Here is a 24841-nt window from a genome sequence, read left to right as displayed (position 1 = left end):
GGACCGGCCGACGTGGAGCGCTGCCGTTGCGCCGCGCGTCGGGCCATCGCCGCCGCGCGCACGAGCACGACTCGCGCCGCGTTACTCGTTCGGTTGCGCGGCGGCGCCGTCGTCAGCCGCATCGCTGTCGACGTCCGGATAGACGATCGTGCCGTCGTCCCGGATCACCGCGCCGGCCGTGAGACGCGCGGGCTCGGCGCGATTGCGGCCCATGATGTGCAGCACCGTTTCGCCGCGCGCGATCAGGTAGTCGGACACGATGCGCCGGTGACACCGCCACCACACGGCTTCCGAACACATGATCGCGCAGCGTTGCCGGTGTCCTTGCTCGATCAGCCGATCGAGGCCGGCTCGAAACTCGGGCGACAGCGCGTAGTCGGCGTAGCGATGGAAGCTGCGGTTGGTCCAGAAGTCGTTGACCTCGTCGGGCACGTCGCGCGACTTGCCGCGCAGGCCGCCGAGTTCCGCGATGTGCTCGTATGCGATATCGGCGGCGGCCAATGCGTCGGGCAACGTCGCTTCGTTGAACTGCGGATTCGTGCGCGAACGCGTCATCTTCCGGATATCGGCAAGCAGCGCGATATCGACCGCGTCGAGCATCTCGATAAACTCGTCGAGCGTGCGGTTCGAATGGCCGATCGTGTAGAACGGGAGCGTCATGCGTCGTCCTTGCCTGCTATGCGTTCGAGCACGCGGCCGCGATGCGCAGCGATGTGGTCGGTCCGGTCGCTCTTGATCTCGTATTGCGGATCGTCGGGCGACGCGCGATGGCGATGCCCTTTGTAGTCGAAATCCTGCATGTGGATCGCAATGATCGTGCCCGTCACGTAACCGGCTTCGGAATTCCAGCGGACGTGGTCGCCCAGTTTGAATGGATGCGTCATGCGGGGAAGCCTCCTTGCGTCGATGCTGCGTCGCTTGCCGGCGTGGCGTGGGCAGCCCGACGGCGACGGCAACGCGTGCAGGCGTTCATTATCCGTCGGGACCGGATGCGGGAAAAGCGGCTCTTACACGCCGAACATCGCATTTTCCTGAAGGCCGACGAACTGAAGTTGCTCTCTGCAACGGACTCTACACCGTCACCATACTAAACACAGGGAGCAGGTCAGTCCTTACGTCCAGTCCTTTGCGTCGTGAACGCTCGTCCGGTAGCCGGGAAAATGGCGGAAGGGTTCCTGTCGGGGAGTGACGACGCGTTCCGGCTTTCGTGACGAAGCGACGTGTGAGAGGCTCGATCCCGACATAACGGTCCTCCGGTGCTTCGAATCGGCATTGCCCGCGATCGTGCACACGAGTCGACCATCGGTCGAGATCCGTTCCAATGGCGTGACCAGATCCGTTTCAACCTCGGTCATCGCATCGGAAAAGCGCGGGGACTGTGCCGCATGGCCGAAGCCAGTCGCGCACGCGAGCAGGGCGGCCACGCAGGCTACGCGAATCTGGATCGCGTTCATCGATTTCATCGGACTCGCTCCATGTTTGGTATGTGCGGATGGACGCAATTAGCACGGTTGACGAAGCTTGCCTCGAATTCACTGTACGACGTTACGCAATAGATCACGGTGCTTCGGAAACGCACGCTCATGTGGTCCAGATGCATGCGTTCCGGTACGCCGGGCCGGCATGGGCGAACTGCGCGTGTCGATCTGCAATCGGCCGTGCGAACACCAAACGGATTCCGGATATTTCCTGACATAGTCGCTCCGCCTGCTGCGCAACCTTTGCAGTAGCGGTGTCGAGGCGCAGTTGCGCGTCGCGGCCATCTACTCGATCGTCTCAGGAGCATATTCAATGGTGTCTCCCGGCCCTTCCCGCCGCCCATTTCTCGCGATAGCGGCCATTGTGCTCATCGTTCTATCCTTCGCATCGGCATTCGCATGGACAGGCGGCTGGCTCGTGCCCGCCCGGCTGAGCGGCGCCGTGCTGATCGATTCACTCCAGTCCAATACGGGCAAGGTGTTCCCCGGGTTTCGACGCGCCCATACGAAGGGCATTTGTGTCGCAGGCCACTTCGATTCGAACGGCGCGGGTAGCGCGCTGTCCACGGCGGCGCTGTTCCGCACCGGTTCAGTGCCGGTAACCGGTCGCTTCAATACCGGAGGAAGCGTGCCGACCGGCGCGGACAGCGATCAGATATTTCGTGGGCTCGGCATGCGATTCGCGCTGGCCGACGGTGAAGAGTGGCGCATGGCGCTCGATCAAACGCCGATCTTCGTCGTATCGAATCCAGCCGATTTCGTGGCGCTACAGGTCGCATCGACACCTGATCGCGCTACCGGACAGCCCGATCCCGGCCGGATGAAAGCTTTTCTTTCCACACATCCGGAGACGCAACGCTTCTTCGATTATCTGGAGAAGACGCCGATGCCCTCCGGCTTTGCAAACGGCACGTATTACAGCATCAACGCGTTTCGCTTCATCGACGCGCATGGCGCCGCACGATTTGTGCGCTGGCAATTCGAGCCGGAGCAGCCGTTCGCCGCATTGGACAAGCGCACGGCAGGCACGCTGCCGGCGAACTTCCTGTTCGACGATCTGCTCGAGCGCATTCACGAGGGGCCGGTGAAGTGGCATCTCGTGCTCGTGGAGGCCAATCCCGCGGATCGCACCGACAACGCAACGATTGCGTGGAGCGGGCCGCATCGACGCATCGATGCCGGCACGCTCGTGTTCGATGCAATCGCGACGGAAGCGGACGGACATTGCCGGGACTTCAATTACGATCCGCTGATATTGCCAAAAGGCATCGCACCATCCGACGATCCGCTATTGCCCGCGCGCTCCGCGGCCTACTCGGTATCGTTCAATCGACGTGCGGCGGAAGGTCCGCGCCCGGATGCCATTACGCTCGAACACGACCATGGAGCTGCGAAATGACGAGCCAGAACCCGAGCTTTTCCGTGCCGGCGCGTGTCCTGCACTGGCTGATGGCCGTGCTGATCATTGCCATGCTGTTCGTCGGAGCAGGCATGGTATCGACAGTCAGCGCGCGATATCCGCAATTGCTGGCGCTGCATCGGCCGCTTGGCATCGCGATCCTGCTGCTGGCGCTGATCCGGCTTGGCGTGCGTGTGACGCACCGGCCGCCGCCTTTGCCGCCGGGCATTCCACCGTTGCAGGCCACTGTCGCGAAGCTATCGCATTACCTGCTTTACGGCTTGATGATTGCTATGCCGCTGATCGGTTGGGCGATGCAGTCCGCCGGCGGCTATCCGATCTCGATGTGGAAAGGTGTCGAGCTGTTTCCGATCTTGCCGCACGACATCGTCGTCTACGGTCAGCTGCGCCGCTTGCACGGGCTGCTCGCTTATGCATTTTTCCTGTTGATCGTCGGCCATCTCGCTGCTGCGCTCTTGCACGCATGGATCCGGCGCGACGGCGTCTTCGAGAGCATGGCCGGCGGCCGATAGTGCCGAGCCGGGTTCGTGCGCGGGGCCGGCCTTCGAATCCCCGCCCCGGCGATCGTGCTTCCCGGCGCAAGCGCTTGCGCGGAGGCGTCAGGCGCGACGCAGCCATAAATCGAAGGTATGTGACATATGCGAAGTATGTATTTTTCGTATGGCTCGCACCTGCCTACATTGTCGATATTCAACCCGTTCCGAGAGAACAGCGATGAAAACGACAACGCCTGGCACGACGGCGGCCCATGGCCGACAAAAGCTCGCCGAGAAGATTCGGCAATTCACGCCGAACTGGTTCGCGATGACGATGGGCAACGGAATCGTGTTTCTCGTCATTGCCGCATTGCCATGGCACTTTGCAGCGCAGATGACGTTGGCCCACACGCTGTGGGTGGCCGATAGCGTGCTTTACGTCGTGTTCGCCGGCATGCTGCTGGCGCGCTGGATCTTCTATCCGGAAACGATCCGCCCGATGTTGCATCACCCGCTGCAATCGATGTTTCTCGGCGCGGTGCCGATGGGGCTCGCACCCGTCATCAACGGCCTGGTGATATTCGCCGGCCCGCATGCGAGCGAAGCGGCGAGCCAGCTGGCCTACGGCTTGTGGTGCGTCGATGCAGTACTGGCACTCGCCGTCGCCGTCGGTGTGCCCTACATGATGTTCACCGCGCAGGACCACGCGCTCGAGCGCATCACGGCCGTGTTGCTGCTGCCCATCGTCGCGCCTGAAGTGGCCGCGTCGAGCGCCGCAGTACTCGCGCCGCATGTCGACGCACAGACCGCGCGCTTTCTGGTGGCCGCCGGTTACGTGCTGTGGGCCGTGTCGGTGCCGCTCGCCTTTACCGTGCTCACGGTCGTGTTCTTCCGGCTGGTGATCCACAAGCTGCCGCATCGTGATCTCGGCCCGTCCAGCTGGTTGACGCTGGGGCCGATCGGAACCGGTGCGCTGGGATTGCTCGCACTCGGCCACGCTGCACTGGATGCATTTGCCGGCACGTCGTTCGAGGCGACTGCGATCGTCGCGCGCGACATCGGCTTGATCGGCGGCTTGCTGCTTTGGGGTGTGGGCTTGTGGTGGCTGGCCATGGCGATGCTGTTCACGCTGCGGTATTCCCGCGACGGGCTGCCGTTCAATCTGGGATGGTGGGGATTCACGTTTCCGCTCGGCGTCTACACCGTCGTGACGCTCAGTCTCTATCGGACCACGGGCTTTATCGCGTTTGCCGCACTGGGGATGGCGCTGGCGGCGCTGCTCGGCGGCCTGTGGTTGATCGTGCTGTCACGCACGCTGCGCGGCCTCGCCCGAGGCGAACTGTTCCACGCCCCGTGCCTCGTCGGCCGGGCACGACCCGCACTCGGCTGAACGAATCGTCGAACCCGCTCCGGCCGACCGCACGTGCACCACGCGGTCAGTCGGAGTGGAGCGATGTCCATGTACGTCACCGAACCTTCGAAGGAGATCCAGCATGTCCAAACCCGCCCGTCGTGTGGCCGTGACCGGGGCGGCCGGTCAAATTGCCTATTCGTTGCTGTTCCGAATCGCCCGCGGCGATTTGCTCGGCGACGATCAGCCCGTCATCCTTCAGCTCCTGGAGTTGCCGCATGCGCTGCAAGCGCTGCATGGCGTGGTGATGGAACTGGAAGACTGCGCATTCCCGCTGCTGCAGTCGATCGAAATCAGCGATGATCCGCGCGTGGCGTTTCGCGACGCCGATTACGCGATGCTCGTCGGCTCCCGCCCGCGCGGCAAAGGCATGGAGCGGCGCGATCTGCTAGCGGCGAACGCCGCCATCTTTCGTGCCCAGGGCTATGCGCTCAACGAAGTGGCGAGCAGGCAGGTCAAGGTGCTCGTCGTCGGCAACCCGGCCAACACCAACGCGTGGGTGGCGCGCTACTACGCGCCCGACCTGCCGGCGGATGCCATTACCGCGATGATCCGTCTCGACCACAATCGCGCCGTGTCGAAGCTGGCGGCCCGATGCGGCGTGGCGGTGGACGCCGTCACCCGCATGGTGGTGTGGGGCAATCATTCGCCGACCATGTTTCCCGACTATCGTCATGCGCTGATCGACCAGCAGCCCGCGCCAATGCGGGTCGGCGACGAGCGCTGGTATGTCGACACCTTCATTCCGGAAGTCGCACGCCGCGGCACCGCGATTATCGAAGCGCGCGGCGCATCGTCCGCGGCGTCGGCGGCCAATGCGGCGATCGACCAGATGCGCGACTGGATTCGCGGAAGCGACGGCCGGTGGGTGTCGATGAGCATCGTGTCGGACGGCGAGTACGGCATTCCGCGCGGCATGATGTTCGGGACGCCGACGATCTGCAGCGACGGCCGCTATCGTGTCGTGCCGGATCTGGAGATCGACGCGTTCGCGCGCGCCCGCATCGATGCATCGGTTGCGGAACTGATGGACGAAATGCAGGCCGTGCGAGCGATTCTTGCGCCGTAGGACGATCCGAAGCGGATCGAAATCGATCCATTCCCGAAGCAACTCACGTAAAAGGCCCCATCGTGTTCAGCACCTTGAGAAAGAAGACAGTCGTGTCATTTGCAATCCTCACGTTTTCGTGCGGCGCGTTCGCGCATGAAACGCCCGATCCGACGATACGGCGCGATGCGCGAGACGGCATCGTGCGCTTGTACGGCGCAGGTGGCCCGGATACCGCATTCGCGAAAGTCGCGAAGGTCTTCACCGACGAAACGGGCATCAAGGTGGAGGTGACCGGCGGACCGGAGCCGACGTGGAGCCGAAAAGCGCAAGCCGATGCCGATATTCTGTGGGGGACGTCGGAAGAAGATATGGCCGGCCTCCTCGAAACCTACCAGGTGTTTCGATGGAACGACGTGACGCCGATCTATATCCGGCCGGCCGTCATCGCCGTGAAGAAAGGCAATCCGAAACACATCCGCGGCTTCGACGATCTGCTCGCGGATGGCATGCGTATCGTCGTCACGGAAGGTGCGGGCGTGGCGAATACGTCGGGCACGGGAACATGGGAAGACATCGCCGGCCGCATGGGACGTCTCGACGACGTCAGGCGGTTCCGCCGGAACATCGTCGGATTCGGCAAGGGCAGCGGGCCCAGCTTCCGGATGTTCGTCGACAAGGACGCGGATGCGTGGATCACGTGGCCCGACTGGCCGATCACGCATGCCGACAAAGCCGATTACGTCAGCCTGCCCGCGAACAGAGCGATCTGGAGAGACGTCAATGTTGGGCTCGCTCCGGATGCCGATCCGGAAGCAACGCAGTTCCTCGATTTCCTGAACAGCGATCGCGGAGCTGCAATCATGAAGACCGAGGGATGGTTGCGCTGAGTGCATGACCGAGCGGAACGGCCGGCCCGCGTTGGCCGTTCCGCCCGAGCCTCGGTGGTCATCCATCGGAACGAGCCGGCCGGGTGCGGTCGCTTTCAGAAGAAAGCGCCCGTTGCAATGCGCGGCTCGGAATCGGCATCCGTGCGGGGCCGCGACGGACGCCATTCCGGCCACGCGATTCAGCACATGCCGCCGTTCGCCCGTACGATCTGGCCGTTGATCCACGCGCCTTCGGGGCTGGCGAGAAACGCGACGACGGCTGAAATGTCCGACGGCTGCCCCAACCGTTCGAGCGGATTCATCTTCGCCATCCGATCGATGAGCTCGGCGCTCTTGCCGGCGAGGAACAGCTCGGTGGCAACCGGGCCCGGCGCCACGGCGTTGACGCTGATGCCGCGTCCGCGCAGCTCCTGGGCGAGCACCTGAGTCAGTCCCTCGACCGCGCACTTCGTCGCGATATAGACGGCATACGTCGGCAAGCGCACGCCGGTCACGCTCGTCGTCAGGTTCATGATCCGGCCGCCGTCGCGAACGCGGCGCGCGGCTTCGCGCGACACGTTGAACGCGCCCTTGAAGTTGATGGCGACCGTGCGATCGAACGTTGCATCGTCGAAATCCACGATCTTTGCCTGGTTCATGACGCCTGCGCTGTTGACGACGACGTCGACGCCGCCATAGGCCTTCTCCGTCGCGTCGAACATCGCGATGGTCGCGGCCGGATCGGCGATGTCGGCCTTGACGAGCAACGCGTCGCCGCCGTTCTCGCGAATCGTTGCGGCGACTTCCTCGGCCGGCGTCGCGTTGCTGGCATAGTTCACGACGACCTTGAAGCCATCGCGCGCGAGGCGAACCGCGATATCGGCGCCGATGCCGCGCGAGGAACCGGTAACGAGGGCTACCTTTTCGGACGTTTGATTCATGTCATGCTCCTGCGGTGTGCCGGGCAGCCGTGAACGAATGTTCGTCGTACGGCGTGCCCGGACGGTGGTGAAAGATATCGGTATCGAAACGACGCGTCGGTACGCCGCTACGGCTGCGCCGGCAAATCCATCTGGTGTGCCGGCTCACGATGACGGGCGGAGGCGCGGCGCAAGAAGGTCGGACAGTCCGACGCGATGCAGCATCTCGGCGCGCAGCCGGTCGAGCACGGCGAAGCCGATGTTCGCGCCGTCTTCGGTCGGATCGACATGCACGCGGAACGGGCGTTTGCCAGCCGGCTTCGCGACTACGTCCACGATCGCGTCGGCGACGAGATCCGCACGGGCGTCGGGCGGTACGATCGCGGCGAATGCCTCCTGGACTTCGCGGCCGAAGTTCGCGTAAGGGCCGGCGTCGTAATCGGCGGCGCGGGCGGTGTCAGCCGGGAGCCCGGCATGAGCGAAATGATTGGTGCCCTGCGTGAACGCGCCCGGGACGATGATCGACGTCTCGATTCCCCAGCGCGACAACTCGCGCGCGTACAACACGGCAATCGCATCCATCGCCGCCTTCGCACCAAAATACGGCGCGAGATAGGGCGGTGTGCCGCCCGCGGCGCTGCTGCTCGACACCCATACCAGCAATCCTTGCTGCCGTTCACGGAAGTGCGGAAGGACCGCCCGGTTCACCCGTTGGGTACTGACCACGTTGATGTCGTACAGCTGCGCATACTGCTCGGGCGTAAACGCTTCGGCCGGGCCGAATGCCATGTGCCCGGCATTGTGGATCAGCACGTCGATGCCGCCGGCCTGCTCCAGAACCGTGGTGATCGCGCGTGCGACCGACGCGTCCGACTGCACGTCGAGTTCGAGCGTGCGCAGGTCGATGTTTGCCTCGCGCGCGAGTGCGCTCATTTGCTCGGTTACCGCTGCGTTACGCCCGGCCGTATCGCGCATCGATGCGTAGACGATGTGACCGGCATGTGCGAGTGCTTCTGCCGTGAGCCTGCCGAAGCCGCTCGACGCGCCGGTGATGAGTATGACCTTGCTCATGATGAATTTCCTTGGTGGTGAGTGAACGTCAAACCGGTGAAGAATCATGCGTCTCCACCGCGTGCCCAGCGTTGTTCGATTCGTCCGAACTTCCATATCGCGGCGGACACCGCCCATGTCGCGATGAACAGGCCGACGATCGCGAACCCCAAGTGGTTGAGGTCGAGCGGCGGCAGCCACGTACCTGACGCGCGGTGCGTGTGGAAGGCATTGCCGAGCAGGCCGAGCATCTCGATCGTTCCGATGACGAGCGCGAAGCCGATGGAGAGACCGGTGACGACGAGGTTGTAGTAGATCTTGCGGAGGGGTTGCGAGAGCGCCCATCCGTACGCAAGCGTCATGAACGAGCCGTCGATCGTGTCGAACAGCAGCATGCCGGCGGCGAACAGCACGGGCAGACAGAGAATCGCGTACCACGGCAGGCCCGACGCGGCTCCTGCGCCGGTCAGCACCAGCAGGGCGATTTCCGTTGCAGTATCGAAGCCGAGTCCGAACAGGACGCCGACGAAGTACATCTGGCCGGGCTTGCGCACGATACGCATCAGCGGCGCGAGAAAACGGCTGATCAGGCCGCGCGATTGGAGGCATCGTTCGAGCTGCGCTTCGTCGAGCCGGCCGCTCCGCAGGCGCCGAAATGCCGTGCAAAGATCGTAAAACGCGGCGATGTTCAGTATCGCTATCGAATAAAGGAACACGCTGGAGACGATCGCGCCAACGGTGCTTGTCAGCATGCGCAGCGGCGAGCCGGCGTCGAGTACATGCGCCGACAGGGAATGCATGCCGAGCGCGATGAAGATGGCGAGGCCGAACACGACGCTCGAATGACCGAACGAGAACCAGAATCCCACGCTCGACGCCCGCTGGCCTTCACCGAGCAGTTTGCGCGTGGTGTTGTCGATCGCCGCGATGTGGTCGGCGTCAAACGCATGCCGCATGCCCAGCGAGTACGCCGTCACGCCGGCGCCGATGCCGAAGGCTCGGGAGCCGACACTGAGATGGTGCGGAACGATGAACGCAAGCAACGTACCCCAGCCGACGACGTGCAGAACGACGATGAACATGGCGACTGCGGCCAGTGAAACGGTTGCCGTCCGGTGATGGGAAAAACGACGAATGTCATGGCTTGCAGACATGGAAGCCTCGTCAAAATAGATCGGGAGAAACGGGTCGGCCGACGCAGCGCCGTCATCTGCCGCAGGGAAAGTCGGCGGCGCCGCGCACCGCCGACTCGCTTCAGGCCTTGGGCACGTACGGGAACGTCGACGTCGGCTTCGACGTGACCGATTCTTTGCCGATTCCCAGACTGATCGGCGTATTTGCGGCGATCGAGAACATCACATCCGGGGCGTTGTCGGTCATGGATCGCCCGTTCCATTGCGCGAAGCCGAATACGGCCGGCGTCCCGACCGTGTACGGAAGAACGTTCGGAAGCAGTCGGTGTGCGACGGCTGCTGCATAGCCGTCCGGGTCTTCGGCCGTTCCGTTGGCTCTCACCGCGCCGGCGATCGACTGGATGAGCGTTGCGCCGTAGGTTTCGAAGTCGTCGGCGGGGCGGCCGCCGTTCAGCCGGTCGCCGAGGTCCTCGTTGTACTGGGTGAAGAGCGGATGAATCATCGGGAGACCGACACGATTGATCGGTCGCCAGCCGCCGCTGTCGGTCGCGAGGGTCGCGACCGCCCACACGCCGATTCTCCGGTTGCCGTTCGCCGTGGCGAGCAACTCGGCGTCGGGCACTTCCAGAACGATCGAATACACGGTGTGACCGGCGAACAGATTGCGCGCGTCGCCGGGCTGCCACGTACCGAGATCGAGCGGCTGTCCGTCCTGGAATGCGTGGCCGACCGCGTGAAGGACATCAGGCTCGATCCAGAACGGATCTCCTGCGCGTCCTGCCCACACGCGCAGGCCGGACGGCGTCGTAGTCGTCTCGTCGGTGTCGCCTTGCGCCACGACGTCGCCGGCTGCATGCGGATCCGTAGCCGCGGCGCCGACGATGCGGCGCACGACGAAATGCTGCTTGCCTCCGGCATCCCGCTCGTCGAACGTGATGCGATAGGTCACATCCTCGACTGCGTCCTGATCGAGGTCGATCTTGAATTCATAGAACCCCTCGGGGTGGTAGCCGGGGGTCGGCACGTCGCCGGCAATCGAATGGCAAACGTTGATGACGAATACGGTACCGGTCTCGCCTCGAAAGCAGTACAGGTCGGTGATGTCGAGACGGATGTCCTGCCGGGCGAGCGGGGAGTCGAGATGATGCGACATGGTTCGATCCTTTCCGTAAGATCAATGAGGATGGCGGCGGCGCGGTGTCGTGGACACCGGCCGCGATGCATCGCGCTGGATGACGGAAAGGAGTGTGGCGCGCCAGGCGAACGGGCGCTGTCAGGAAAGGCAGCGCCGTTTCCGATTTGCACGGCATCGATACCATGCAAGTGTGCCGACGGCTGCGCCGGTGTACGGACCGGCGGCTGGACGTTATGCGTTCGCGCTGCGCACGGTGCGAACCTGGAGAACCGCAATCAGCGTAATCGCGGCGGACACGCAGACATACCAGCCGGCGGCGGTGTGCAGGCCCGTCCATGCATCGACCGACGCAACCACGAACGGGGCCGTGCCGCCAAACAGCGCGACACCGGTGGCGTATACGACCGACAGCGCGACGGCACGGCCCCGCATCGGGAACATCTCGAGAATGACGACGATGCTCGGTGCGCCGGCGATGGCGGACAAGCCGGCGAACAGCGCGACCACGCAGAGCAATACGACGGGTTGCGGATGCGTCGCCGCATAATGGAACGCCGGTAGCACGGCCAGCATGGTGACGGCGCGCGACAGGCCGATGGTCCGCAGTCGGCCGATTCGATCCGCGAGCCAACCGCCTGCCAACGACAGCGCCAGCGTGACCGCACCGACCGCCACCGTCGTCACAAAGGCCGCGTACGCGGTCGGTGGCGGACCGGCGACGCCGGCCGTGGTCGCGTAGGTCGCGACATAGGTCGGTACGGTGCCGCCGAAGATCAATGCGATCGCGAGCAGCCACTGCGATCGATACCCGACGAGCATGTGGCGCACCGCGTGTCCGTCGCGCGGCACCCGCCACGTCTCGTCGATCTTGCGGCGCAAATAGAGCTGCACGGGTATGAGCATGCCCGCTAGCGCGAACGGTATGCGCCAGCCCCAGTGCTGAATTTGCGTGGTCGTAAGCAGGTTGAAAATCACAATACCGCAACTACCGGCGGCGACCAGCGCGAGTCCCTGGCCCGCCATCAGCCATCCCGCATAAAAGCTCTTGCGCGCGGGCGGACAACGCTCGATCAACAACGCGCCCGACGATCCCATTTCTCCGCCCACTGCCAAGCCCTGCAGGATCCGGCAGATCAGCACGGCTATCGGTGCGCCGATGCCCAGCGTCGCGTAGTCCGGCGTCATCGCGACACCGACCGAACCTACGGTGACGAGCGCCGCGCTGAGCAGTAACGCCGGCTTGCGTCCGGCAGTGTCCGCATGGAGGCCGATCGCAAGCGCGCCGATCGGGCGGGACAGGAATCCGGCCGCAAAAGTGCCAAGCGACAACATCCGGCCGTATGCGGCCGATGCGTGCGGGAAAAAAGCATGGGCGATGAACGCGGCGAAGACCGTATAGCAGAAGTAGTCGAAGAACTCGACAGCGTTGGCAAGCACAATCGTGGCGAGGGTGCCCGCCGTGAGCCTGTGTGCAGACGCTGCGTCGGCATCGTTCCGGGATCGTCTCATGCGGCCTGGTCGCCTCGAGGTGCGGATGCTTGCGGCTTACGGGTGCCGAACGCATCGGGAAAGCTCGGGACGGTGAAGCAGAAAGTCGTTCCTCGTTGGCCGGTTTGCTCGATCCATATCGCACCGCCGTGCGCTTCGACGATCGACTTTGAGATCGGAAGACCCATTCCCATTCCGTCGCTCTTCGTGCTGGAAAGGGGTTGAAAGACCGAGTCCGGTTGGGCAGCCATGATGCCGCATCCCGAATCGCAGACTTCGAAAAGTACCTGCATGGTGTCGTGGCGGCGCACGCTCACGGTCAGTTGCGGCGCGCGATCCTTGAGCTCGACGGCGGAGATCGCGTGAATACCGTTGATCAGCAGGTTGGTCAACACCTGCTGAAGCTGAATGCGATCGGCATACGCGCGTATGCCCGGCTCGATATTCATCGAGACGGCGATTGCATGCGCATTCGCCTCCGACGCGACCAACAGCATCGCGGATTGCACGATTTCGGCACAGTCGACTTCGACCGCCTCGACCGGCGCGCCGACGAGGAACCCGCGCAAACGCTGGCAGATGGCCGCAATATCGTCGGTCCACCGAGCCGCGTACCGGAACGCGGCCAATGCTTCGCCGATATTCGGCTCGGCGCGGTCCATCCAGCGGGCGGCTGCATCGAGCGCGGTACGGACCGCACCGAGCGGCTGGCCGATTTCGTGGGTAATCGACGCGACAAGTTGCCCGACCATCGATACTCGGGCCGTTCGTGCCATCTGCGCGCGCAACGCCTCCAGGCGCTCGCTGTTTTCCTTGTGCTCGGTCACGTCGAACGCATAGAAGTGCAGACGACGATATTGCGCCGGCTCGGTCGGCAGCGAGCACCGCCACACGATGGGTACTTTCCTGCCGGTGAGGGTCGATAGCAGGCGTTCGCCCTGGCAGAACGCGTGCCCGTCGAACATCGCGCGCAATACCTGCGAGTTGCTGATGCGATTCGCCGGAAGCAACCTGCGCGACTGTTCGAAAAACAGCGCCTTCGATTCTGCGTCGAACAGGGCGAGAGCGGCGCCGTTTGCGTCGATGAACGCGTGTCGCTCGCGCAGCTCGTCGATCACGTGCGGATGGTCGTCGATGTAGGCATCCAGATCCGTCACGCCACATGCCTTGAGCGAGTCGACCCACGCCTTGATGCCGGACCAGTCCTCTATGAGAATCGGTATGGGCGCGTCGCGAAACACCGAGTCGGTTTCGACGCGCGCTTCCGCCGCGGATTCCCCCGCCGGGCCTGACGGTTTCCGTGTCGATAAGCTCGGCGACTTGCCGTTGGGTCCGTTCATGGGGCGAGTTCGAATACGTGCGAAGTGAGGTCGAGCATCGCTGAATGTCGTGGACGAAGGCGTCTCGGGAAAAGTGCGGCGATTATACAAAACCATAATGTCCTGCGAACAAGGCATTCGGCATGTCGGCACGATACGACGTGGCTGACCGCGCGTCGCGAACCTTCTCGTATTTCACCTGCTTGGCGCCTGCTGCGGCTCAACAAACGTGCGAATCAAAAAAAACCGCATCGGCGGCCACTGCATAGTGACGCGAGCATCGGACTGTGCCGGTGCGTCACATCAACTGCAAGGAGCCAATATGTCGGATAGGGTGAAAGTTGCGCTCGTCACTGGCGCGTCGGGCGGCATCGGCAAGGCGGTCGCGCTGCGACTCGCGACGGACGGATTTGCGATCGTGGGCCACTACGCCGGAAACGGCGCCGGAATGGACGCCCTCGTGTCGGACATCACGGCCCGAGGCGGGCGGGCAATCGCGGTCAAGGGCGATATCAGCGCGGCGGACGATGTCGCCGCGCTCTATGACCGTGCGCTGAATGCATTCGGCCGGCTCGATGTGGTCGTCCATTGCGCGGGCATCATGCCGCTCGCACCTGTCGGCCCGGACGGTCTCGACGTATTCGACAGGACGATTCAGGTCAATCTGCGCGGCAGCTACCTCGTCATGGCGCACGCCGCGTCGCATCTGCGCGACGGCGGCCGTATCGTCGTCTGCTCCAGCAGTGTCGTCGCCAAGTCGTTCCCCGGCTACGGCGCCTACATCGCGTCGAAGGCCGGCGGCGACGGGCTGGTGAGAGTGCTGGCCAACGAGATGCGGGGGCGGCGGATTACGGATAACGCGGTCGCACCGGGGCCGGTCGCGACGGAGTTGTTCCTGAAAGGAAAGACGGACGAGCAGATCGAACGGCTTGCGCACCTCGCACCGCTCGAGCGACTCGGCCAGCCGGACGATATTGCGGGAACGGTAGCGTTTCTCGTCGGCGAGGACGGCCAGTGGATCAACGGCCAGATTCTTTATGCCAACGGCGGTTTTGCCTGATTGGGCGGACGCCTTCGGCAAGAGGTCGCGAAGGTGTCGTCCCGCTTTCTGCCCCGCGCGCAGGTCAGCCCACGCGCGCGGGATGGTCCAGGCAAGCGGTGGGGGCCGACACATCTGCTGCTGCGGGGCACGAGGGCGCCTGAAGCACGTCAATCAGGCGCGCCGCCATGAAATCGACGAACGTTCGGATCTTCGCGTCGACGTGACGACGCGACGCGTAAAGGACAAACACGGGCGTGCGCTCCAGGCGATGTTCGGGGAACAGCCGCACGAGCGAGCCCTGTCGAATGTCGTCGATCACGCAGTGCAGCGGCAGCGCGGCGACGCCCGCGCCCGCAAGAACGGCGAAGCGCGTGGCGTCGACGTCGTCGATGACGAACGGTCCGTCGTTGTTCGCCGATGCGGGCTTGACGATGGTGAGCCTGGCGTGGCGCTGCGGCGTCGCAACGCGCGCGGGTATGGGCGTCAGCGCGTGCGGGGCTATCTGCTCGAATGTGTCGATTCGGCAGGCCTGAAGATACTTCGGTTCGGCCACCAGCACATGCTCGATCTGACCGACCATCCGGCTCACGTTCCCGGAATCGGGCAGTGACGCCGTGGGCACGATCGACACATCGACGCGGTCGTTGATCAGATGTGCGGCGCCGGGTATGAACGTGACATGAAGCTTGACGCCCGGATGCTGGCGTTGATATTCGACGAGGCATTGCGTGAAGCGCCGGAGTCCAAGCTCGGGCGAACAATGGACGTGCAGGGTGCCGTGCGGCACGGTATAGGCGCCGCCGGCCTGCGCTTCGGCATCGTCCAGATCGGCAAGAATCTGCTTGCATCTCGCGTAATAGCGCTGCCCGGACTCCGTCAACGACAGGCTGCGTGTCGTGCGGTTCAGCAGTCTCGCGCGCAACCGGTTCTCGAGCGTGGAGACCGCCCGCGACACGCATGCCTTGCTGAACTCCATATGGTCGGCAGCCGCACTGAAACTGCCCGTTTCCACCACATGCGAGAAGATCCGCATGCTCAGTAGCGTGTCCATGAATACCTCGTCGTGTCCAGGAATCTCGACTGTCCGACAGCAGGAGACGGGATCGACGATCGCGCGCTTCGGAATGCTGTCACGAGATCAAAAGATAGCGGGACGCTCTGTTGCGCACCATCGTACGTTGGGATACGCGGATACCCGATAGGCACTTTCGACTCATCCTCGCGTATAGCGCGTTGCCGATTTCGGTTCTGTCGTCCGGATGTTCGACTGGCGTCAACGCCCGATCGTCGAAATGGGTGCACGGGACAACGGCCAAGCGGTGACGGCGAAGGCCGACCGGTTTCGCATTCTTTCTCATACCTTGGTATAGGTCGGGCCATCGGTTCGTAGCCGCGGAACGTGCCGGCGATGGTGCCGCAGCGCCGGGCGGAAGGCTTCCGTCGAGTCGACCGATTGCCCTCGTGCCGGCTTGCAGCGGGATGGGGATCAGCTGCCGCCATGTCGACGGCACGCGCCGCCGGGTGCGCCGCCCCGATTCGTGGATTAAACCTCGATATGACCGGCCCCACCCATGGACAAGTTCGCGCAACCCCTTTGTACGGCTGGTGCACCGTGCTTCGTTTCGATACCGTGTATTCACCGCACTGGTCGTGCGCAACGCTTCATGTTCCCAGGTAGCTAGCCATGATTCTTTTGTCATCGAGTCCTTTCAAGACAGCCACCGATTTCGACGCGCTTGCCGGTGTGCGCGCGTCCAGCCCGATTGCCGCCGAACATGCGTGGCGCGATCCGGGCGCCGGTCGCGATATCGACATCGCGCTTTCGCGCTGGACCCGGAATGGTACCGAGACGCTCGAGGTAACGAACGACTGCAGCGAGAACTGGCACTGCATCGGCATCAACCTCAAATGTACGTTGCTGACCTTCTCGCACGCGGGCCGCACGCTCGTCCAGGGCCGGCTGACGGCGGGTGCCGCGCAAATCACCGCGCCGGGCATCGCGTGTCGCGCCGTGTTCGACGCGCCCAGCGACGTGCTGCATTTGTTTGCATCCCAAACGGTATTGGCCGAGTGCTATGCCGACCTTTTCGGTCGCGCCCATGCCGGCGACATCGTCATCGACGATCCGCGCCTCATCCGCGATCCGGCGCTCGAGCGGCTCGGTCAGGCGCTCGCGGTGTCCCACACGCAGGACGCGGCGTTGGGCAAGGTTTTCGCCGACAGCGTCAGCCTCGCGATCGTGTCGCGCATCGTGGCTCGCCACTTCGCGACGAACAGGAGCGAAGTGCGCGGCGCGGCTGCACTGCCGTCGTGGCGCATGCGCCGCGTGGTCGACTATGTCGAAGCGCACCTCGCGGAATCGATCGGGCTCGCCGATATGGCACACAGTGTCGGGCTGACGCGGATGCACTTTGCTGCGCAGTTCCGCCGGGCCACCGGATTGCGGCCTCACGAATATCTGATGCGGCGGCGCATCGAGCGCGCCCAGCAGCTCCTGCTCGAATCACGCCATGGCTTGCTCGATGTCGCATTGGGTTGCGGCTTCCGTTCGCAAGCCCATTTCACGACGGTGTTCAAACGCTTCGTCGGAGAGACGCCTTTTTGCTGGAGGGCGAAGGCAAATGTCGATCGATGAACGGGTACCGGTTTTCCTTGCCATTAGCGCGGGATTTCTTCGTGGCGCTCACCCGCGCGACGGTCGCGACGCGGTGCTTCATGTCCCGCATGTGTCGCCGGGTTGCAGGAGCGCCGGCGCGCGCTCGTCGAATGACGCCCGCGAGATGGCGGAGCACGCTCGCCGATGTGACGAGCCGGGTGGGCCCGGATAGTCGCGGAGCACGCTTGTCGAAACGGTGAAACCTGTGACGCAACGAGGACGATGATGAACTTCGCGACCGACGTACTGGCGATGGATCCATGGCAGCAGACGCTGAGCCTGCTCTCCCAATTGTGCCGAAACGATGTGCGACCGGTCGCGCCTGCGACGGAGCCGCCGCAGGCTCGCGGTGCGGCGCCTCATGCGCGGCCGGGAACGGCCGGTGCGGGGCGCCGCGCCGTTTCCGTGAGTTTCGTCGATCGTGTGAGCTCGACAGCGGTGACGATCGCATGGCGCGACTCGACGCACTGCTCGTATGGCGACCAGACCTGGCATGTGACGCGCGCCCGCACAGGCGGGACGTGCGCAATCAGTGGTCGGCCCGTGCGGACTGGCGATACCGTCTATCAGCCCCGTGGGCGTCCGAGGCCGCTCAATGCCGGAGCGATGATTCTCGAGTCGGTGCTGCGCGAAGTGGAAGCCGATCGCTGACCTCAGCGGCGATGCGGCAGCGGCGAGCCGCGCGCTACTCTGCGCCCACTGCAATCGCGGTGTTCAGCGCGCCGCTCGCCACCAGGTCAAACAATGCCTGGCTGCTGGGCGACAGCGATCGCCCTTTCGCCCAGACCATGTGTAGCGGCCGCACGATCCGCATGTCCTCGACCTCGACAATGGCCAGTTCGCCGCGCCGCAGCTCGTCCGTTACGCTGAGCGTCGAGATGTAGGCCAGCGCGTGCTGGGACAGCAGCATCCGCTTGATTGCTTCGGTATGGCTCACCGACATCAGCGGCTCGATTTCGAGCCCGGCGCGACGATACGATTCTTCGATGATCGCGCGCGTGCCGGACCCCGGCTCGCGCATGATCACGGTCCGGTCCACCAGATCCCGTGCACGTACTTTCGTCCCCGCAAGCGGGTGGCCCGCCGCCGCGACGACGGCGATCTCGTCGGAGCCGATGCGTCGAGCATGGAGAATGGAGTCGTCGAACGGCCCCTCGATGAAGCCGATCGTGAAGCTCAGGTCGTGTAAACCCGCTTCCACGCGCTCGGTGTTCGTGACCGTAAGATCGATGGCGACACGGGGATGGCGTGCATTGAACGCCGCGATTGCTTCCGGCACGAAAAAAACGCCCAGTGTGCCGCTCGCACCGATCTTCATATGGCCCGAGCCGAGGCCCGCAAGCTCCGCGAGCTCTTTCTCGGCAGTATCCGCGAGCGTAAAGATGCGGCTTGCATACTCGTAGAGCAGCTTGCCGCCTTCGGTCAATGCCACGCCGCGCGGCAGCCGATCGAACAGCACGATGCCGAGGCGGTCCTCCAGCTCGCGGACCTCCCGGGTGACGGCCGGCTGACTGACGTGTAAACGCTCCGCGCCGGCACTGATGCTGCCGGCGCGGGCGACTTCATAAAAGGCGAGAAGATGCGTGAAGTTCATGGGGCGCGGGAGAGGCGACGGCTGCTGCGCGCTACGCATACCCGGCTGAACTGCCGAGCGGGCGGGCTCGGCTGAACAGTGCGCGGCGCATCAACGGTCAACTGCCGAAATAGGGATTGCAGAAGCTGGCCGGGCCGACGCACGATGCGGATGCATGCGCGGCCATGTGAGCGCGTTTGCCGCTTGCCGAGCTACCGTCTGTCGGTGCGCCGCCGAAACCGCTCGCTGCCTGTTCGGCCGCGACCTTCGCTTCGGCTGCTTGAATGTCCGCCGGATACTGCGGATCGTTTCCGGTCGCCGGATTATAGCCAGTGCGCTCGACGCGGACCAGATCGGCGCGCACTTGCGCGCGCGTGAGCGGCATGTTGCTTTGCGCGAAGCTGAGCGCGGGCGCGGCGAGGGTGCCGAGGACGAGGGCGACGCATGCAAGCGTTTTCATGATGAAGCTCCTTGAGTTGAGTTGAATTGAAGGCGACACATCTTTCACTGTCGATCGATCCCGCCGTTGTCCAACAGCGTTTGCCTTTGCCGGGTTTCGGCGGCCTCGCGATGGATTGCGAGTCGATGAAACAAGGATATCGGCGCACGTCGCTCACGAAAAATGCATTGTTTCGATGCGTGCCATACACGGCGGTTATGGCTTTCAGCTCGCCTGATTGTCGACGCCGGACGGGCCCGCCTGAGGCTTGCGGCCATCGATCGCGTTCAGGTAATGCGCCAGCGCGTCGATCTGGTCCGGTGAAATGGGTGCGCCGAACGCATTGCGCATCTTCGTGATCTCGACCTTCCATTCGCCGGTGGTGAGCGGCGGTTGCCGCAGCACCATGCCCGTGGAGTGGCACATCACGCAATTCGCGTTGGCGATGTCCGCACCGGGCCCGGGCGGAAACACCGAATGGCCGGGCGGCAATGTCACGTTGAGCGCGCTCAAGTGCACCGGCGGCGCGATAGCGTCCTGGCGCGCCGCCTGCGCCGCAATGGACTCGGGAAGGTAGTGCCGGCCCACGAGGCCAAGCAACGCACCAACGGAAACAGGGACCATCAACATCACCGCCATGCGCTTCAGTCTTGCGTTCATGTTGTCGCTCCTTGTCAAGCCACGTCGAGCTGAATCGATTCGATGACGTTGCGCATGAAACCTGCACCGTTCCAGTTCGGTGTGGCCGGCTGGGCCTGCCCCGTCGCGTCGATGGCGCGCACCATCAGCGTCTGCGGGCCGCGTTGAGCGAAGCGCACGTTCGTCCGCCACTGGCGGAAGCTGTATTTGCCGTAGTCGTGTCCCAGTTGCGTATCGGCCCAGCTTCGACCGCCATCTGTCGACAGCTGCACGCGCGCCAGTGCGTTGATGCCGCCGAACGCAATACCGCGGACGAGCACCGGTTGCCCGGCGCCCACTGTGTCGCCGGTCCTCATGTTGGTGAAGAACGAGCGCGGCAGCATCCGGTTGATGGGAATCTGCGGCACGTCGGTCTCACCGGGCCGCACGTTGGCGAAGTGGTTGGCTGGTACCTTGTATGCCTTGGCGGTCCAGAAGTTGTCGTCGGGTGTGTCCAGCACTTCGATGTCGGTCACCATCTTCACCCAGTACGTCGCATACCAGCCCGGTACGACGAGCCGTAGCGGATACCCGTTGAGCAGCGGCAGCGGCTCGCCGTTCATCGCGTACGCGAGCATGACCTCGCCGTCGCGTGCATGGTCGATCTCCACGGACTTGAGGAACTTCGGCGTTTGCGGAATCACGCCCGAATCGAGCCCGTTGAAGCGAACGCAAACGGCATTGGCGCGCACGCCCGCATGGTCGAGCACGTCCTTCAGGCGAACGCCTTTCCATAGCGCATTGCCCATCGCGCCGTTGCCCCACTGGCCGCCCGGCACACGCGGGCTGAAGAAGCCGCGCGAGTTGCCCGAGCACTGATTGACCGCGGCGATCTCGTAGCGCGGGAACCTGCGCATCAGGTCGTCGAGCGAAAGATTCAACGTCCGCTTGACGGCACCGTGAACTGCGACGCGGTACGTGGCCGGATCGATGGAGTTCGGAATGTTGGCGAGGTGCCAGCGCACGTAGAAGCGGTCGTTCGGCGTGAACACGCCTTGGTCGAAGACGTCGAACGGTGTTTCGAGCAGCGGTGGACGCGTGCGCTGCAGGATCACATTGGATTTTTGCGGCAGGTCCGACGTGAGCGGCCGGCTGCCGTTCTCGAACGGCAGCTCGATGGTGCCGCTCTGGGTGCCGCGCGCGAGCGTGGGCATCATGAATGCCGCCGCACCCAGCGCGCCGAGGCCGCCCAGCAGGCGGCGCCGGTGCAGCGAGACGGGATCGTAATCGTGTTGGCTCATGAGGTGCTCCAGGTCTGTTCGGTGGACAAAGCGCGCACGGGGCGCGACGTGCCGTTGGGGGCCGGCGGCCTATCGGTGCGGACCGCGAGCCGGCCGGCGTTCAGCGTGACGGACATCGAGCTCGCGACCATCAGCGCGGCAGCGGTGGCGGGCGACACGCAGCCGAACACGGCCGCGGGAATCGCGAGCGCGTTGTAGACGACCGCGGCGGCGAGGTTCTGGTGCATGGCGCGCGCGGTGCGGCGCGCGAGCTGCAACGCGAGGTCGAGCTTTTCAATGCCCGCATCGACGAGCACGATGGATGCGGCGGCCATCGACGCGGGCGACGCGCTGCCGACCGCGATGCCGACATCGGCCGCGGCCAGGGCCGGCGCGTCGTTGAGCCCGTCGCCCACGAACGCGACCGCGCCGCGACCCGCGGCCTGTGCGTGAACGATGTGTGCTGCCTTTCGTTCGGGAGACTGCGCCGCGAGGATGGAGTCATCGCCCAAGCCCACGGCCTGCGCGATGGCGCGCGCGACGATCGGCCGGTCGCCGGTCAGCATGGTCACCGTTGCGCCTTGCGCGCGCAGCGAGGCCACGGCGTCCCGGGCGCCCTCGCGCGGGCGGTCGGCGAAGCCCAGCATGCCGCGCCAGCGGCCGTTGCGGGCGACATGGACGGCTGTGTTCGCATCGTCGATTTCGGGTACCTGAACGTCGTGACTGCGCAGGAATGCGGCGGTGCCGGCGAGAATGCATTTGCCATCGGCGCCTTCCCATGCCACGCCGGCGCCCGCCACCGCGCGCGACGTGCCGCGCGAGGCCTCCACCGCACCGGCGAGCCTGTCGGGCGCGACGAGCGCGCGAATGGCGGCCGCGATCGGATGCTCGCTGCCGCGTTCGGCGCGCGCCGCTTCCTCGATGAGTTCGGCTTCGCGCACGCCGCTTGCCGCGCGTGCGCTGACAAGCCGTGGCTTGCCCTCGGTCAGCGTGCCGGTTTTGTCCAGGAAGAACATGCGGAGTTTGCCGGCCTTCTCGATGGCCTCGACGTCGCGAAAGAGAATGCCTTCGCGGGCCGCGCGTCCGACGCCGGCGCTCAGCGCGAGCGGCACGGCCATGCCGAGCGCGCACGGGCAGGTGACGACGAGCACCGCGACGGCGCGCTCCAGCGCATCCGCCCATCCCATGCCCAGCAGGCCGCCGCCGACGAACACCAGCAGCGCGATCATCGCGATGGCCGGGACGAGGCGGCGCGTGAAGCGCTCGGCGATGGCTTGCGACGCCGTCTTGCGCGCGAGCATCGCGCGCACGCTCGCCGCGATCGAGTCCACGCGGCGCTCGCCCCATCCATATTTCACGCACACCAGCAACTCGCCGTCGGCATTGAGGGCGCCGGCCTCGACGAAGCTGCCGCGCTCCACGCCGACGAGCTCGCTTTCGCCCGTCAGCAGCGAACGATCGAGCGACGAGCGGCCGTCCGTGACGACACCGTCGAGCGGCAGACGCTCGCCCGGCAGCACGCGAATGATGCTGCCGGTTGCGACGCGCTTGGCGAGCATGACCGTCTGCGCGCCGTCGCTTGCGAGTACGCGCGCGGTTTGCGCGGGCAAATCGAGCAGCGCGCGAACGGCGTCCGACATGCGGCTGCGCACGCGCAGTTCGAGCCAGCGGCCCGCCAGCAGGAACGTGACGATCATCGCCGCCGAATCGAAATAGACCGTCGATTCGCCGTACGCGACCCGCCACAGGGAAAGCAGGAACGACGCGCTCGTACCCATTGCGACGAGGCAGTCCATCCCGGGCACGCGTGCACGCAACGTTCGCCACGCGGCCTTGAAGAACGGTTGCGCGCAATAACCGACGACAGGCAGCGTGGCGATGCCGGCCAGCACGGCGAGCCCATGGCGAACGGGCTCCGGCACCGTGGCGGCCGTCGTGAAGTACAGCGTCGTTTGCGCCGTCATCACCCACATCGAGCAGAAGGCGGCGATGACGAGCCGCAGCGTCAGGTCGTCGAGCAGCGCGGCCGTATGCGCGCGCCGATCCGGCGTCTCGCTTTCGGGCGTGCATTCGTAGCCGAGTTTCGCCGCGGCGGCGAGCAGATGGTCGAGGGAGGTGCGGCGCGGATCCCACTCGACGGTCGCGGATTCCGACGCGAAGCTCACCCGCGCGTCGAGCGCGCCGGGCTGGCGCTGCAGCACGCGTTCGAGCGCATTCGCACAGCTCGTGCACCACATGCCGCGCACGTCGAGCGTCGCGCTGTCGGGCGTGCCCGATGCCATTACAGCGGCCTCGCTCATGGGCGCTTCAGCTCGTCTTCGCCGGCCCACGGCGCCGTGCGGTTGCCGATGGCCGCGCGTTCGGCCTTCACGACGTCGGCCGTCAACGCCGGCGAGTGATTGCCGAAGCTCGACCGGACGTGCGACGCGATGGCGGCAATCTCGTCGTCGGTCAGCGTCGTGCCGAATGCCGGCATCGACCCGTTGAACGTGTTGCCTGCCACCGTGATCTTGCCCGTGACGCCCAGCAGGAGGATGCGCGCGACGAGCTTCGGATCGCCGTTGACCCACTCCGAGCCGGCGAGCGGCGGGAAGACGCCCGGCAGACCCGCGCCGGTAGCCTGGTGGCACGACGCGCAGCGGCTCGCGAAGAGCAGGGCGCCGTCAGCCGCCGTCGGCACCGCGGCAACGGCGTCGGTGCCGCCCGGCGCGGCTTGGGATTTCGCGGCCGGGTTCGGACCGAGTGCGGGATTGAGGAGGAAGTAGCTCACGCCCCAGACCGCCAGCGCGGCGGCCACGAGGCCGAGCAGCCAGGGCACCGGGTTGCTGCGCTCGATCGGTTCCGCGTGTTCGCGCGCGCGGACGGCACGCGCGTTGTCTTGTTCGCTCATTTCATTGCTCCCGACGGATCGGCCGGTGCCGGATAGGTGTGATTGAGGGCCGTGAGATAGGCGACGAGATCGAGCGCGTCCTGCGATGCGACCACCTGTTTGCCGTCGGCCGGTGCGACCTTCGGCGGCAACTGCACGACGACGTCACCCGGCTTCGCGTGATCGACGACCCTGAACAGGAACGGATAGGCCGGCATCACGCTGCCTGGCGTCACCGCGCGCGGCTGATAGAGATGCGCGAGGTGCCATGCGTCACTCGGCTGCCGGGCGCCGATGTTGAACAGGTCGGGCCCCGTGCGCGATACGCCGAGCAGGTGCGGATAGTCGTAAACGTAGTCCGCGGGCACGGACGGGCGTCCCCATCCGCGCAGTTGATCCGGGCCGAGCGACGGCGCGCGCGGCTGCTGTGAATGGCAGTAGACGCAGCCCATGTTCACGTAGGTCGCATGTCCGCGCAGCTGGGCGACGGTATAGGGCTTCAGCGGCTCGGGCGGCGCTTCGTCGCGCAATTGCCGATACGGAAGGGCGACGAGGACGAGCGTCGCCATCGCGAGCATGATCAGCGAGCCGATTACGACGGTCAGGGCGCGGTTCAT

Annotated in this window: 25 protein-coding genes; 8 read left to right on the top strand and 17 right to left on the bottom strand. The window is 65.0% G+C overall.

The annotated features are described in order from the left end of the window. Positions 1-81 precede the first annotated feature (81 nt). The 3 genes from ACP26O_RS19220 to ACP26O_RS19210 form a co-directional block, all read right to left on the bottom strand. Positions 82-660 (bottom strand): DUF488 family protein, encoded by a 579-nt coding sequence (locus tag ACP26O_RS19220; protein WP_175663440.1) that lies wholly within the window; start codon positions 658-660, stop codon positions 82-84. Beyond that, entirely contained in the window at positions 657-884 is a 228-nt protein-coding gene (locus tag ACP26O_RS19215; RefSeq protein WP_175663441.1) for a DUF2945 domain-containing protein, read from the bottom strand. Before ACP26O_RS19215 ends, ACP26O_RS19220 begins: the two co-directional genes overlap by 4 nt. Before the next feature lie 228 nt (positions 885-1112). Further along, positions 1113-1463 (bottom strand): hypothetical protein, encoded by a 351-nt coding sequence (locus ACP26O_RS19210; RefSeq protein WP_244098348.1) that lies wholly within the window; start codon positions 1461-1463, stop codon positions 1113-1115. A 328-nt stretch (positions 1464-1791) separates the two neighbouring features. Here ACP26O_RS19210 and ACP26O_RS19205 point away from each other — a divergent pair, with 328 nt between their 5' ends. From ACP26O_RS19205 to ACP26O_RS19185, 5 genes are all read left to right on the top strand, one after another. Next, positions 1792-2877 carry a catalase family peroxidase gene (locus ACP26O_RS19205; RefSeq protein ID WP_175663442.1) on the top strand — a complete coding sequence of 362 codons (1086 nt, stop codon included), beginning with the start codon at positions 1792-1794 and terminating at the stop codon, positions 2875-2877. After that, entirely contained in the window at positions 2874-3410 is a 537-nt protein-coding gene (locus ACP26O_RS19200) for a cytochrome b (protein ID WP_012366393.1), read from the top strand. The genes ACP26O_RS19205 and ACP26O_RS19200 overlap by 4 nt, the downstream gene beginning before the upstream one ends. Positions 3411-3612: 202 nt before the next feature. Beyond that, positions 3613-4764 carry a TDT family transporter gene (locus ACP26O_RS19195; protein WP_175663443.1) on the top strand — a complete coding sequence of 384 codons (1152 nt, stop codon included), beginning with the start codon at positions 3613-3615 and terminating at the stop codon, positions 4762-4764. 103 nt (positions 4765-4867) lie between these two features. Next, the gene (locus ACP26O_RS19190; protein ID WP_175663444.1) at positions 4868-5854 is read left to right on the top strand and encodes a malate dehydrogenase; all 987 of its coding nucleotides are present in this window, start codon (positions 4868-4870) and stop codon (positions 5852-5854) included. 62 nt (positions 5855-5916) lie between these two features. Continuing rightward, positions 5917-6723 (top strand): substrate-binding domain-containing protein, encoded by an 807-nt coding sequence (locus ACP26O_RS19185; RefSeq protein WP_175663807.1) that lies wholly within the window; start codon positions 5917-5919, stop codon positions 6721-6723. A 179-nt stretch (positions 6724-6902) separates the two neighbouring features. Here the strand turns inward: ACP26O_RS19185 and ACP26O_RS19180 are convergent, their stop codons facing one another. From ACP26O_RS19180 to ACP26O_RS19155, 6 genes are all read right to left on the bottom strand, one after another. Continuing rightward, positions 6903-7643 (bottom strand): SDR family oxidoreductase, encoded by a 741-nt coding sequence (locus tag ACP26O_RS19180; protein ID WP_105830348.1) that lies wholly within the window; start codon positions 7641-7643, stop codon positions 6903-6905. A gap of 144 nt (positions 7644-7787) precedes the next feature. After that, positions 7788-8693: an SDR family oxidoreductase gene (locus ACP26O_RS19175; protein WP_175663808.1), complete on the bottom strand. Its 906-nt coding sequence runs from the start codon at positions 8691-8693 to the stop codon at positions 7788-7790. Positions 8694-8737: 44 nt separating this feature from the next. Next, complete coding sequence (locus ACP26O_RS19170; protein ID WP_175663445.1) at positions 8738-9826, bottom strand: HoxN/HupN/NixA family nickel/cobalt transporter; 1089 nt, start codon at positions 9824-9826, stop codon at positions 8738-8740. Positions 9827-9926: 100 nt separating this feature from the next. Next, positions 9927-10958 carry a DUF4331 family protein gene (locus tag ACP26O_RS19165; RefSeq protein WP_175663446.1) on the bottom strand — a complete coding sequence of 344 codons (1032 nt, stop codon included), beginning with the start codon at positions 10956-10958 and terminating at the stop codon, positions 9927-9929. Positions 10959-11171: 213 nt separating this feature from the next. Continuing rightward, positions 11172-12449, bottom strand: a complete 1278-nt coding sequence (locus ACP26O_RS19160) for an MFS transporter (protein ID WP_175663447.1) — start codon at positions 12447-12449, stop codon at positions 11172-11174. Beyond that, complete coding sequence (locus ACP26O_RS19155) at positions 12446-13768, bottom strand: sensor histidine kinase (protein WP_175663448.1); 1323 nt, start codon at positions 13766-13768, stop codon at positions 12446-12448. The genes ACP26O_RS19160 and ACP26O_RS19155 overlap by 4 nt, the downstream gene beginning before the upstream one ends. A 301-nt stretch (positions 13769-14069) precedes the next feature. Between ACP26O_RS19155 and ACP26O_RS19150 the strand changes: the two genes are divergently transcribed. Further along, positions 14070-14807 (top strand): SDR family oxidoreductase, encoded by a 738-nt coding sequence (locus ACP26O_RS19150; RefSeq protein WP_175663449.1) that lies wholly within the window; start codon positions 14070-14072, stop codon positions 14805-14807. Between the two features lie 64 nt (positions 14808-14871). Here ACP26O_RS19150 and ACP26O_RS19145 read toward each other — a convergent pair whose 3' ends face one another. Continuing rightward, positions 14872-15840, bottom strand: coding sequence for a LysR family transcriptional regulator (locus ACP26O_RS19145; RefSeq protein WP_175663450.1), 969 nt, complete (start codon positions 15838-15840; stop codon positions 14872-14874). Between the two features lie 633 nt (positions 15841-16473). Between ACP26O_RS19145 and ACP26O_RS19140 the strand changes: the two genes are divergently transcribed. Together ACP26O_RS19140 and ACP26O_RS19135 are read left to right on the top strand one after the other, a co-directional pair. Then, positions 16474-17424, top strand: coding sequence for an AraC family transcriptional regulator (locus ACP26O_RS19140; protein WP_175663451.1), 951 nt, complete (start codon positions 16474-16476; stop codon positions 17422-17424). Between the two features lie 246 nt (positions 17425-17670). Continuing rightward, positions 17671-18096 carry a DUF3331 domain-containing protein gene (locus tag ACP26O_RS19135; RefSeq protein ID WP_175663452.1) on the top strand — a complete coding sequence of 142 codons (426 nt, stop codon included), beginning with the start codon at positions 17671-17673 and terminating at the stop codon, positions 18094-18096. 34 nt (positions 18097-18130) lie between these two features. Here the strand turns inward: ACP26O_RS19135 and ACP26O_RS19130 are convergent, their stop codons facing one another. The 7 genes from ACP26O_RS19130 to ACP26O_RS19100 form a co-directional block, all read right to left on the bottom strand. Further along, positions 18131-19039 carry a LysR family transcriptional regulator gene (locus ACP26O_RS19130; RefSeq protein ID WP_165753264.1) on the bottom strand — a complete coding sequence of 303 codons (909 nt, stop codon included), beginning with the start codon at positions 19037-19039 and terminating at the stop codon, positions 18131-18133. Between the two features lie 97 nt (positions 19040-19136). Then, on the bottom strand, positions 19137-19478 hold the full coding sequence (locus ACP26O_RS19125; RefSeq protein WP_175663809.1) for a DUF4148 domain-containing protein: 342 nt from the start codon (positions 19476-19478) through the stop codon (positions 19137-19139). A gap of 204 nt (positions 19479-19682) precedes the next feature. Next, the gene (locus tag ACP26O_RS19120; protein WP_244098946.1) at positions 19683-20096 is read right to left on the bottom strand and encodes a c-type cytochrome; all 414 of its coding nucleotides are present in this window, start codon (positions 20094-20096) and stop codon (positions 19683-19685) included. 35 nt (positions 20097-20131) lie between these two features. Continuing rightward, positions 20132-21376: a molybdopterin-dependent oxidoreductase gene (locus ACP26O_RS19115; protein ID WP_175663453.1), complete on the bottom strand. Its 1245-nt coding sequence runs from the start codon at positions 21374-21376 to the stop codon at positions 20132-20134. Next, complete coding sequence (locus ACP26O_RS19110) at positions 21373-23655, bottom strand: heavy metal translocating P-type ATPase (protein WP_244098947.1); 2283 nt, start codon at positions 23653-23655, stop codon at positions 21373-21375. Before ACP26O_RS19110 ends, ACP26O_RS19115 begins: the two co-directional genes overlap by 4 nt. Continuing rightward, positions 23652-24245, bottom strand: a complete 594-nt coding sequence (locus ACP26O_RS19105; RefSeq protein WP_175663454.1) for a c-type cytochrome — start codon at positions 24243-24245, stop codon at positions 23652-23654. The genes ACP26O_RS19110 and ACP26O_RS19105 overlap by 4 nt, the downstream gene beginning before the upstream one ends. Beyond that, positions 24242-24841: a cbb3-type cytochrome c oxidase subunit II gene (locus ACP26O_RS19100; RefSeq protein WP_175663455.1), complete on the bottom strand. Its 600-nt coding sequence runs from the start codon at positions 24839-24841 to the stop codon at positions 24242-24244. Before ACP26O_RS19100 ends, ACP26O_RS19105 begins: the two co-directional genes overlap by 4 nt.

Origin of the sequence: Burkholderia sp. R-40, from assembly GCF_049942845.1 — a bacterium.
GTDB lineage: Bacteria > Pseudomonadota > Gammaproteobacteria > Burkholderiales > Burkholderiaceae > Burkholderia > Burkholderia ambifaria.
This window is presented reverse-complemented; position numbering and strand designations above follow the sequence as displayed.